The organism is Pseudomonas sp. NCCP-436 (assembly GCF_019656335.1).
In the GTDB taxonomy this organism is placed as follows: Bacteria; Pseudomonadota; Gammaproteobacteria; order Pseudomonadales; family Pseudomonadaceae; genus Aquipseudomonas.
On the sequence record NZ_BPLZ01000023.1, the window covers coordinates 19,172 to 29,890 of the forward strand.

Annotated in this window: 12 protein-coding genes; 5 read left to right on the plus strand and 7 right to left on the minus strand. The window is 60.2% G+C overall.

Annotated features, from left to right (window positions below; all coding sequences use genetic code 11):
- The first annotated feature begins 71 nt into the window (after nucleotides 1-71).
- The 3 genes from dacB (at nucleotide 72) to NCCP436_RS16960 (ending at nucleotide 2,837) form a co-directional block, all read left to right on the plus strand.
- Nucleotides 72-1,511: a D-alanyl-D-alanine carboxypeptidase/D-alanyl-D-alanine-endopeptidase gene (gene dacB / locus NCCP436_RS16950; RefSeq protein WP_220805145.1), complete on the plus strand. Its 1,440-nt coding sequence runs from the start codon at nucleotides 72-74 to the stop codon at nucleotides 1,509-1,511.
- Nucleotides 1,512-1,628: 117 nt separating this feature from the next.
- Complete coding sequence (locus tag NCCP436_RS16955; RefSeq protein WP_220805146.1) at nucleotides 1,629-2,150, plus strand: GNAT family N-acetyltransferase; 522 nt, start codon at nucleotides 1,629-1,631, stop codon at nucleotides 2,148-2,150.
- A 72-nt stretch (nucleotides 2,151-2,222) separates the two neighbouring features.
- Complete coding sequence (locus NCCP436_RS16960; protein ID WP_220805147.1) at nucleotides 2,223-2,837, plus strand: LysE family translocator; 615 nt, start codon at nucleotides 2,223-2,225, stop codon at nucleotides 2,835-2,837.
- Between the two features lie 33 nt (nucleotides 2,838-2,870).
- Here NCCP436_RS16960 and rlmKL read toward each other — a convergent pair whose 3' ends face one another.
- On the minus strand, nucleotides 2,871-5,054 hold the full coding sequence (gene rlmKL / locus NCCP436_RS16965; RefSeq protein ID WP_220805148.1) for a bifunctional 23S rRNA (guanine(2069)-N(7))-methyltransferase RlmK/23S rRNA (guanine(2445)-N(2))-methyltransferase RlmL: 2,184 nt from the start codon (nucleotides 5,052-5,054) through the stop codon (nucleotides 2,871-2,873).
- Nucleotides 5,055-5,471: 417 nt separating this feature from the next.
- Here rlmKL and rmf point away from each other — a divergent pair, with 417 nt between their 5' ends.
- Nucleotides 5,472-5,687 (plus strand): ribosome modulation factor, encoded by a 216-nt coding sequence (gene rmf / locus NCCP436_RS16970; RefSeq protein ID WP_003244273.1) that lies wholly within the window; start codon nucleotides 5,472-5,474, stop codon nucleotides 5,685-5,687.
- A 71-nt stretch (nucleotides 5,688-5,758) separates the two neighbouring features.
- Here rmf and NCCP436_RS16975 read toward each other — a convergent pair whose 3' ends face one another.
- Both NCCP436_RS16975 and NCCP436_RS16980 read right to left on the minus strand, forming a co-directional pair.
- A complete protein-coding gene (locus NCCP436_RS16975; RefSeq protein ID WP_220805149.1) occupies nucleotides 5,759-6,781 on the minus strand; it encodes a quinone-dependent dihydroorotate dehydrogenase in 1,023 nt (340 codons plus the stop codon).
- Between the two features lie 85 nt (nucleotides 6,782-6,866).
- Nucleotides 6,867-7,088, minus strand: a complete 222-nt coding sequence (locus NCCP436_RS16980) for a DUF2835 domain-containing protein (protein WP_220805150.1) — start codon at nucleotides 7,086-7,088, stop codon at nucleotides 6,867-6,869.
- Between the two features lie 144 nt (nucleotides 7,089-7,232).
- Between NCCP436_RS16980 and NCCP436_RS16985 the strand changes: the two genes are divergently transcribed.
- The gene (locus NCCP436_RS16985; RefSeq protein ID WP_220805151.1) at nucleotides 7,233-8,111 is read left to right on the plus strand and encodes a DUF6685 family protein; all 879 of its coding nucleotides are present in this window, start codon (nucleotides 7,233-7,235) and stop codon (nucleotides 8,109-8,111) included.
- Here the strand turns inward: NCCP436_RS16985 and recX are convergent.
- From recX to NCCP436_RS17005, 4 genes are all read right to left on the minus strand, one after another.
- Nucleotides 8,108-8,563 (minus strand): recombination regulator RecX, encoded by a 456-nt coding sequence (recX, locus tag NCCP436_RS16990; protein ID WP_220805156.1) that lies wholly within the window; start codon nucleotides 8,561-8,563, stop codon nucleotides 8,108-8,110. The two genes, NCCP436_RS16985 and recX, sit on opposite strands and share 4 nt — an antisense overlap.
- Nucleotides 8,564-8,586: 23 nt before the next feature.
- Entirely contained in the window at nucleotides 8,587-9,630 is a 1,044-nt protein-coding gene (gene recA / locus NCCP436_RS16995; protein ID WP_220805152.1) for a recombinase RecA, read from the minus strand.
- Between the two features lie 86 nt (nucleotides 9,631-9,716).
- Nucleotides 9,717-10,217 (minus strand): CinA family protein, encoded by a 501-nt coding sequence (locus NCCP436_RS17000; protein WP_220805153.1) that lies wholly within the window; start codon nucleotides 10,215-10,217, stop codon nucleotides 9,717-9,719.
- Between the two features lie 255 nt (nucleotides 10,218-10,472).
- A partial coding sequence (locus NCCP436_RS17005) for an integrase core domain-containing protein (protein ID WP_220805154.1) occupies nucleotides 10,473-10,719 on the minus strand: 247 nt, incomplete at its 5' end.

Genomic DNA, 10,719 nt, shown 5'->3' on the forward strand with positions numbered 1-10,719 from the left:
GAATTTATCCGGTTCGGACACCCACTTGTCCGTCCGACGTACTCCCCGACTTACAACGCAAGGTTTCGCCCATGACTCAGCGGTTTCGCCAGTTGGCACTGAGCGCCCTGCTGCTTTCCCTCAGCCTCGGCGGACAGGCCGCCGGCAGCACCTTGCCTGCCAAGGTGGAGCAGGCCCTGAAGGCCAACAAAATCCCCGCCAGTTCCCTGGCCGTAATGACAGTTCCGCTGTCCGGCCAAGGCAACGGGCTGCAATTCAACGCCGACGTTTCGCTCAATCCGGCCTCTACCATGAAGCTGGTCACCACCTATGCGGCCCTGGAGCTGCTCGGCCCCAACCATCAATGGAAGACCGAGTTCTACGCTGATGGACCACTGAATAACGGCGTACTGCACGGTAACCTCTACCTCAAGGGGGGAGGCGATCCCAAGCTGAACATGGAGAAACTCTGGTTGCTGCTGCGCGACCTGCGCATCCATGGCGTACGTCAGGTACAGGGTGATCTGGTACTCGATCGCAGCTTCTTCGTCGAACCTCAGTTACCGGCCTTCAATGACGATGGCGGCGACGCCAACCGGCCCTTCCTGGTAACTCCTGACGCTCTGCTGGTCAACCTCAAGGCCCAGCGTTTCGTCACCCGTGCCGACGGCGGCAAGGTGTCCATTGCCATGGACCCACCACTACCCTCGATACGCATCGACAATCAGGTGCGCCTGCTTAAAGCCGGCACCTGCCCTGCCTGGCCCGACGTACGCTATAACGCCGTGGAACAGTTCGACGGCACCACCCTGATCGTCACCGGCCAGTTACCTGAAGGATGCAGCGCCCAGACCTACCTGTCGCTGCTCGACCATCCCAGCTATGCCGCTGGTGCCGTGCGCAGCATCTGGCAGGAACTGGGTGGCCAGATTCTCGGCAAGGATCGGCTCGGCCCGCTGCCCGAGGACGCCCGTCTGCTGGTTCGTGCCTATTCCCCGGACGTGGTGGAGATCGTCCGCGACATCAACAAGTACAGCAACAACACCATGGCCCGACAGCTGTATCTCAGTATCGGCGCACAATTCCGCAGCGAAGCTGATCAGGACGATGCCATGGCTGCTCAACGGGTCATCCGCAACTGGCTGGCGAACAAGGGTATCAACGCCTCGCATCTGGTGCTGGAGAATGGCTCCGGCCTGTCCCGCGCCGAACGCATCAGCGCGCGAGAAATGGCTGCCATTCTTGAAGCAGCCTGGCGCAGCCCCTATGCAGCCGAATTTCGCAGTTCAATGCCGCTGGCAGCAATGGACGGCACCATGCGCAGGCGTCTGCAACGAACACCGCTGGAGGGCAAGGCACACATCAAAACCGGAACTCTGAACAACGTCCGCGCCATCGCCGGCTATAGCCGCGACAGCAATGGCCAGGACTGGGCAGTGGTGGCCATACTCAACGATCCCAAACCCTGGGGCGCCACCTCCATCCTCGACCAGATTCTGCTGAGCACCTACCAACAGCCTAAACCACAATAAGGAGAGCAGGCGGAGGCAGTCCCGCCTGCCCTTATCAGTGCTTCACCGGCCACTGCCAGTCTGGGCAGGCCTGCCTGATACAACTCATAAATCTCACACCCCAGCCCGGAGCCCGCCTTGGACATCGACATCAAACCTGAAACCCCAGACGACGCTGAAAATATCCGGCGGATTACCCAGCAGGCGTTCCTGAATGCCCCGCACAGCGACCATACCGAGCACTACATTGTCGATGAACTGCGCCGCGCCGGTGCTCTGACGCCTTCACTGGTGGCCCATGTAGCGGGAGAGCCGGTCGGGCATATCGCTCTATCTCCGGTTCGGCTGACCAGCGGAGAAACTGGCTGGTTCGGCCTGGGACCGCTTTCCGTGCTTCCGGCCTTTCAGGGACGCGGCATCGGCTCAAGACTGACTACCTGTGCACTCACCACACTCGAAACCAGGGCAGCGGCTGGCTGCGTCGTGCTGGGCGACCCGGCCTACTACGACCGCTTTGGCTTCCGGGCCGTTGACGGCCTGATCTATGCTGGCGTGCCGGCAGAGTACTTTCAGGCCCTTTCGTTTACTGGGAGCTTCCCGCGAGGCGATGTGGCCTACCACACAGCCTTCTCGGCCAGCGCCACTGACACCGGCGGCTGAAAACAACGCACGCCTCGGTTGACAGTCGAATTGTCGGCACTAGAGTTTCACCTCACTAGGCCGTGGAAGCGCATGATGAGTCTCGAGTTTCTCGTCACATCCTTGATCGTGGTACTCATCCCTGGAACCGGGGTGATCTATGTCATCTCTGCCAGCATACTCCAGGGGCGCATGGCCAGCCTCTACGCGAGCCTCGGCTGCACGGCCGGTATCATCCCCCATCTGGTCGCCACGATCCTCGGCCTGGCGGCCGTACTGCATACCAGTGCTCTGGCCTTCGAGCTACTCAGGTACGCCGGGGTCGCCTACCTCTTCTATATCGCCTATGCCACCTGGCGCGATAAGTCTGCCTTCTCGATTGACAGCACAACACGACCGGCCAACACCTCCGGGATCATCCTCAAGTCCTTCCTGCTGAACATCCTCAATCCGAAACTGGGCATCTTCTTTCTGGCATTTCTGCCGCAATTCGTCGAGCCCAACGCTGGCCAGCCCGTCATTCAGCTGCTGGTACTGAGCGCGGTGTTCATGCTCATGACCTTCGCCGTGTTCGCCCTCTACGGTTTGCTCGCCCATGCCTTCCGTCGCCATGTCATCGAATCAGCCGCGGTGCAACGCCAGCTACGCTACGGTTTTGCCACAGTGTTCGCCGGGCTTGGCGTGCAACTGGCGGCCAGCGAACGCTAAGCACCGGCAGGCCCGGACGAGCCACATCAGCCTTTACACTGTGCCGGCCCTCAGCCGCCAGGCGCGGTGAATCTTCGGATTGCGGGAAAAATCCGGATCCAGCGTCTGCGCGCTGATCTCTTCTACCTGGTAACGTTCTTCAAGCCCTTCATCCAACCTGAACTTGCGGAAATTGTTGGAGAAGTAAAGCACGCCACCACTAGCCAGCCGCGCCATGGCCAGGTCGATCAGCTCGACATGATCACGCTGCACATCGAACACACCCTCCATTCGTTTGGAGTTGGAGAAGGTCGGCGGATCAATGAAGATCAGATCGTACTCGCCACGATCCGCCGACAGCCAGCTCATCACGTCCCCCTGCTCCAGACGGTGCTTGTCGGAAAAGCCGTTTAGCGACAGGTTGCGACGGGCCCACTCCAGATAGGTCTTCGACAGATCGACACTGGTGGTGCTACGTGCTCCGCCCCTGGCCGCATGCACGGTGGCCGTGGCGGTATAGCAGAACAAATTGAGGAAGCGCTTGCCGGCCGCCTCGCGCTGAATGCGCAGACGCAGAGGCCGATGATCAAGGAACAGGCCGGTATCCAGATAGTCGGTTAGGTTGACCAGCAGTTTCACGCCCCCCTCGCCAACCTCCATGAACTGTCCCTGGCTGGCTTGACGCTGGTACTGCCGGGTGCCGGTCTGGCGCTCGCGGCGTTTTATCACCACTCGCTCCTGCGGTATGCCCAACGCCTGCGGAATGGCGGCCAAAGCATCGAGCAGGCGCGCCTGGGCCTTGCCCGGATCGACCGAGCGCGGAGGTGCGTACTCCTGAACATGCACCCAGTCCCGGTACAGATCGACCGCCAGCGCATACTCCGGCATGTCGGCATCATACAGGCGATAACACTCCACACTCTCGCGGCGCGCCCACTTGCTCAACTGCCTGAGGTTTTTCTGCAGACGGTTGGCAAACATCTGCCCGCCCTCGGAGAGACGTGCCGGCATCACTGGCTCGCTCTCAGCCTGTCCCTGCTCACGCCCGTGCCGCTCGCCGGTGACGAACTGGTTGGGCTGCACATTGATCAGCAACAGCTTGCAGGGCAACGCGCCGTTCCAGAAGGCGTATTGCTTATGACTGCGCAGCCCCATGCGCTTGCCCAGCTCCGGCGCCCCTGTAAATACCCCCGCCTCCCAGCCGAGACAAGCCTGACGCAGGCGTTCGCCCAGATTCTGGTAGAGATACAGCAGGCTGGCCTCGTCACCCAGGCGCTCACCATAGGGAGGGTTGCAAATCACCAGGCCTTTCTGGCTTTGATCCGGGCGCGGCTCAAAGGTACCCAACTCGCCCTGGTAGATTTTTACCCAGTCGCCCAGACCGGCTCGCTCGATATTGTTGCGCCCAGGCTGGATAAGCCGCGGATCCGCCTCATAGCCGCGAATCCATAGCGGCGGTCTGGCCAGTCCGGCTGCGGCACGCTGCTCGGCCTCGGCGTGCAGTTTCTTCCACAGCGCTGGCACGTGACCAAGCCAGCGACTAAACCCCCAGCGCTCACGGCGCAGGTTCGGCGCGATATCGGCAGCCATCAGCGCCGCTTCGATCAAAAAGGTACCAACACCGCACATCGGGTCGGCCAGGGCTCCACCTCCGGCAGCAATTCTCGGCCAGCCTGCGCGAATCAACACGGCAGCAGCCAGGTTTTCCTTCAGTGGTGCCGCTCCTTGCTGCAGGCGATAACCGCGCTGATGCAGGCTATGCCCGGACAGATCCAGGGAAAGTACCGCCTCGCCACGGTCCAGCCGCAAATGTACGCGTACATTCGGATTCAGCTTGTCCACTACAGGACGCTCGCCACTGGCTGTGCGTAGAGAATCGACAATGGCGTCCTTGACCTTCAGTGCACCGAAGTGGGTGTTGTCTATGCCCGAGCCATGACCACTGAACTCCACCGCCAGGCTGCCCGAAGGCTCCAGGTGATCGCTCCAGTCCAGGGCCCGGACACCTTCATAAAGATCGTCGGCCGATCCCATGGAAAAGCGCGACAGCACCAGAAGCACACGATTGGCCAGACGCGACCAAAGGCACAGCCGATAGGCCGTTTCCAGATCAGCCTGGCCACGCACTGCGGCAGTCTGCTCACGCACATCCTGCAGGCCCAGCGCAGCAGCCTCCTCGCGTAACAGAGTTTCTAGCCCCTTAGGGCAGGTCAATACGATTTCATAAAGGTCGGACATGAAGAATCCAGCGCCTGTGGCATTCAGTGAGACGCTTTCCGGCAAGCGTCCCGGCTTCTAATAAGTGACAAAGTGTCTCAATACGGCCCTTCGTCGGAATGAATTGCAGTTTTACCCTGACAGCGGCGAATCAGGCCTCCCCCCGCAAAGTCAGGCCCATCAACGGTTACCTGATGAGGCCTGGATATTTGACCAGATCCGTTATCGCCTGCCTGCCAATTAGGTTACGTCCTTATGACAAATTGATCGTTCACAGCCCTAGATGCTTTGGTTAGAACTCTATCCAGAACTCCTGCTGCAACGGCCGGAGTGCAGGAGGCTCGCCACGCCGGCAGCGACCTCCGCAGGCAGAAACTCTCTGCCAGGCCTACAGAATGGCCAACGGGACATAACAGTCAACAGTGAGGGCAACACCCTATGAGAAGACTTAAGCGTGATCCGTTAGAAAGAGCTTTTTTGCGCGGCTATCAGTACGGCATCAATGGTAAATCCCGCGAACTCTGCCCCTTTACCCTGCCTTCGGTACGTCAAGCCTGGCTCAATGGCTGGCGGGAGGGCCGTGGCGACAACTGGGATGGGCTGACCGGCACGGCCGGTATTCACCGACTCAACGAACTTCACGCTGTAGGCTGAATTTCTTTCTTCACCATACCGCCTCATCCAGGCGGCGGGCGCAAGCCTAGGGGCTCCCGAGGGAGCCCCTTCTATTTGCGCAATGCTGCAATGGCATCGACTGCTTCACGAATCAGTGCCGGCCCCTTGTAAATAAATCCTGAGTAAATCTGTACCAGGCTCGCACCAGCGGCGATCTTCTCCGCCGCATGCCGTCCGTCGGTAATTCCCCCCACCGCAATGATCGGCAGACGCCCTGCCAGCTCACTCGCCAACACCCGTACGATATGCGTGCTCTTGTCGCGCACGGGAGCTCCGGATAGACCGCCTGCCTCGTCGGCATGAGCCAGCCCGTCCACCCCTTCGCGCCCAAGTGTGGTGTTAGTGGCAATAACCGCGTCCATGTCGGCATTGAGCAACGCCGAAGCAACCAGAGCCGTTTCCTCGTCACTCATGTCCGGAGCGATCTTGATCGCCAGCGGCACACGACGCCCATATTCCTCGGTCAAATCCTCCTGGCGCCGACGCAGAGCTTCGAGCAGCTCCTTGAGCGAATCGCCGAACTGCAGACTGCGCAGCCCCGGGGTGTTGGGCGAACTGACATTAACCGTCACATAGCTGGCATGCGGATAAACCTTCTCCAGACAGGCCAGATAGTCGTCCACGGCCCGCTCTACCGGCGTATCGAAGTTCTTGCCGATGTTGATGCCCAGTACCCCGTTGTACTTGGCAGCCTGTACGCGAGCCAGAAGATGATCCACCCCCAGATTGTTGAAGCCCATGCGGTTTATTACCGCCTCGGCCTCCGGCAGGCGGAACAGGCGTGGTTTCGGGTTGCCCGGCTGTGCACGTGGGGTAACGGTACCAATCTCGATGAAGCCGAACCCCAGCTGAGCGAAACCATCAATGGCATCACCGTTCTTGTCCAAACCTGCAGCCAGACCCACCGGATTGGGAAACTCCAGCCCCATGACCGACACTGGAACACGCGCCGGCGCCTTGGTCAGCAGGCCATTGAGCCCCAGACGACCGCCGGCACCTATCAGGTCTATGGACAGTTCGTGGGCAGTTTCCGGGGATAGTTTGAACAGCAGCTCGCGGGCCAGTGAATACATGGGCAGGCTCAGCTCGACAGGGGATTATGGATACACCGGCGATTATAGCCGCCAGGCGGATGCCGACGCGAGGCAGATACTCCGATCAGTCCAGTCTGCGCAAGCTGAGCAGCTTGCCTGCAGCATTGAACTCCAGGACGAAAGCCCCGTAGATACCTGCATGGGTTAAGAAGGGGCGCAAGTGGTGAGCCGGCAAACTGACGCTGCGCCCGTCGCGACTTTGCGCAATAATCCTGTTGGCACGGCCACGATAGATGGCCTGCAAACGCTCTGCCGATAACGCAATATCCAGCACCACGCTGGGCATGGAGGCTTCCCCGCAAATGAATGCACCCATTCTGCCACAGGCTTGTATCGATACCGTCACCCACACGATCCGCATCGTGCTCTGGGCAACAGCCCCCTACGTCTGCCAAACTGCGCTGCACACGTCGGGAGCAAACCAGCGGCCATGAGCCTGTCCGAATCCTTCACTTTGAGCAATCGCCTCACTGCCCTGGCACAACGCCTGGGACTGATCGGACGCGGCCCGCGCCAGATTCTTTCCTGCGCCAGCACGCTGCGCTTGCCCTTCCAGATGCTGACACCGATGCAGGACAGCATCGGCTGGCAAGACACCCTGCAACTACAACGACTGCTCAATCTGCCACGCAACGCCCTTTCCGGTCCGGTTCAAGAGGACAAAGCCAGTGCCCACTCGGTACTGACTCAACTGGTAGAGGCGCAGATCCAGCCACTACAGAGCATCGACCTGCGCAGCATCGACGGTTTCTCCTGCGCGCTCGATACGACTGACTACAGCTGTTTCGAGGCGTACGCAGCCAGCACGCACTGCAAGTCTATTCGGATCATTAGCTACCGAGATTTCGTACGCACCCTCAGCCAGGCCCTACCGAACTTTCAGGCCGGCGAAACCATTGAGCTACGCCAGGCCAGTTGGCGCGGTTCGCGCATTTTCTGGACTGGCGAGCAACATGGCGAAGCCTTCGCCAGTGCCATTGCTTATGCCCGCCTGCGCGGCCTGGAAGTTCTGCTGCCAGCCCGGCTGATTCGTTACAACCTCAGCCTGGTGGGGCTGGACAATCTGCAGATGCACTATCACGCACTGGCAATGCCCGGAGAAGCCTGGAGCAATCCGACCTTCATGGCTCTGCTGCTGGATAGCGGCCTGCCCTATGCTCGTCTGTCACTACCAAAGAGCTCCGACGCACCGGAATTCCTGCTACTGCCCAAGGCCCACCAGGAAGCCACGGCACTGGGAGAAGGATTGCGCCTAGCCGGCGCCCCTGACGTCATCGACTACCTGCGAAGGCTGGTGACGGATGACTAATCGTCAACAGTGCCGCGAAGCAGGCGTCCAATCATCTCCATGGAATAGCCGCGGTAGGTGAGAAAGCGTCCCTGTCGCGCACGTTCCTGCGCATCTACCGGAAACTGCCCTGCGAACTTGCGCTGCCAGACTTCCTGCAACAGAGCAAACCAGTCCATGCCACTCTCGCGCAGGGCCTCTTCGATCATCTGGGTGGCCAGCCCCCGCTGCTTCAGCTCTTCACGAATGCGCTGCGGGCCGTAGCCGGAACGGGCACGAGAAGCGATGAAACTTTCCAGATAACGTGCTTCGGACAACAGCCCTTCGTCCGCCAACTGCTCCAGGACCGACTCGATCATCGCCTCGGGAGCACCCTTTCGGCGCAATTTACGCGCCAGTTCGACCCGACCGTGTTCGCGTCGAGCCAGCAGATCCATGGCTGCTCGCCGGATGGCGAGCGGGCTGTCCAACATCGTCGTACGCACGAGGAAAGCGCTTAGAAGTCCACCTCGGCATCAGTCAGGTCATCCACCGGTGCTGGAGCAGCAACTCCGCCTGCCAGCAGTTGCTGACGAATCTGACCTTCGATTTCGCGCGCCACTTCCGGATTGTCCTCCAGGTACTTGGCAGCATTGGCCTTGCCCTGGCCGATCTTGTTGCCCTTGTAGCTGTACCAGGCGCCGGATTTCTCCACCAGCCCCTGCTGTACGCCGAGGTCGATGATCTCGCCATTGCGATAGATGCCTTTGCCATAGAGGATCTGGAACTCGGCCTGGCGGAACGGTGGTGCCACCTTGTTCTTGACGATCTTCACGCGAGTCTCGCTGCCGACCACCTCATCGCCCTCCTTGACCGCGCCGGTACGGCGAATGTCCAGGCGAACGGAGGAGTAGAACTTCAGCGCATTGCCACCAGTGGTGGTTTCCGGGCTGCCAAACATGACGCCGATCTTCATGCGGATCTGGTTGATGAAGATCACCAGACAGTTGGCGCTCTTGATGTTGCCGGTAATCTTGCGCAGCGCCTGGCTCATCAGGCGAGCCTGCAGGCCAACGTGCTGATCCCCCATCTCGCCCTCGATCTCGGCCTTGGGTACCAGCGCCGCCACGGAGTCGACGATGATCACGTCAACGGCATTGGAGCGCACCAGCATATCGGTGATCTCCAGCGCCTGCTCGCCAGTATCAGGTTGCGAGACCAGCAGGTCATCGACGTTAACCCCCAGTTTACCGGCGTAGTCCGGATCCAGCGCATGCTCGGCATCGACGAATGCACAGGTGGCGCCGAGCTTCTGCGCTTCGGCAATCACCGAGAGGGTCAGCGTGGTCTTGCCCGAGGACTCCGGACCGTAAATTTCGACGATACGTCCCTTCGGCAGCCCACCAATACCCAGAGCGATGTCCAGACCCAGCGAGCCGGTGGAGATGGCAGGAATGGCCTGACGCTCGTGATCACCCATGCGCATGACCGCGCCTTTGCCGAACTGCTTCTCGATCTGGCCAAGGGCTGCAGCCAGGGCACGCTTCTTGTTCTCGTCCATTCCGATCCTCGTTTCTTCCAGGGGGCCTGAGCGGCCACGATAACTGTATAAGTAGACAGTATTATTCCATAGGGCAAGCCTCCCGCCTACCCCATCTGCTGATTTTCCTTATCCAACAGTTGAAGCAGCCCAGTCAGTGCCGACTCGACTGTCTTTCGGCGCACCGCTTGACGGTCACCGCCGAACCACTCACACCGACTGAAAACACGCTCACCATCTCCCCAGGCAATCCACACTGTGCCCACCGGTTTCTCTACCGAACCACCGTCCGGCCCGGCCACGCCACTGACGGCCACCGCGTAACGAGCACCGCTACCCGCCTGCGCCCCACGCACCATCGCTTCGACCACCTCGGAGCTGACCGCGCCCACCCGAGTGAAAAGTTCAGGTGCAACGCCCAGTTGGCGAGTTTTCTGCGCGTTGGAATACGTCACAAAGCCGGCCTCGAACCAGGCCGAACTGCCTGGGATACGGGTTATGGCCTCGGCGATACCACCTCCAGTGCACGATTCAGCCGTCACGACCTGCTCACCTCGCGCCCCCAGTTTCCGTCCCAGCCGTTCGGCTAGCTCACTGATCCTGTCCATCTCATCTCCCGCTTCAATGTCTGAACCGATGCACCGAATCAACCAAAACCTGCCGGTCTCGCCTCCGAGCGGGGTTATTAGCCGACATGCAGCAGAGCCTCTATACACTGATTAGCGCCCCGACAACCGGCCGAAGTATGGGAAAATTCCCAGCTTATGTCATATCCAGCGAATGATCTTGCCCAGCAGTTGTGGGCACGGTTTGACGCATCTGAGTGAATCGCCCCGGCTTTTGTGGAGGCCGTTTCGTTTAAGTCAGGCCGCCATGGCCTGACCTGCTTGTTGCTGGTGGAAGTTTGCCTCAGCCTCCGCAGGCGGGATATAGCCGATTGAGCTCAACAGCCGCTGGTGGTTGTACCAGTGCACCCATTTCAAGGTCGCCATCTCAACAGCTTCGCGGCTCTTCCACGGCTGGCGGTAAATCAGCTCGGCCTTGTACAGACCATTGATGGTTTCGGCCAATGCGTTGTCGTAGCTGTCGCCCTTGCTGCCAACCGAGGGC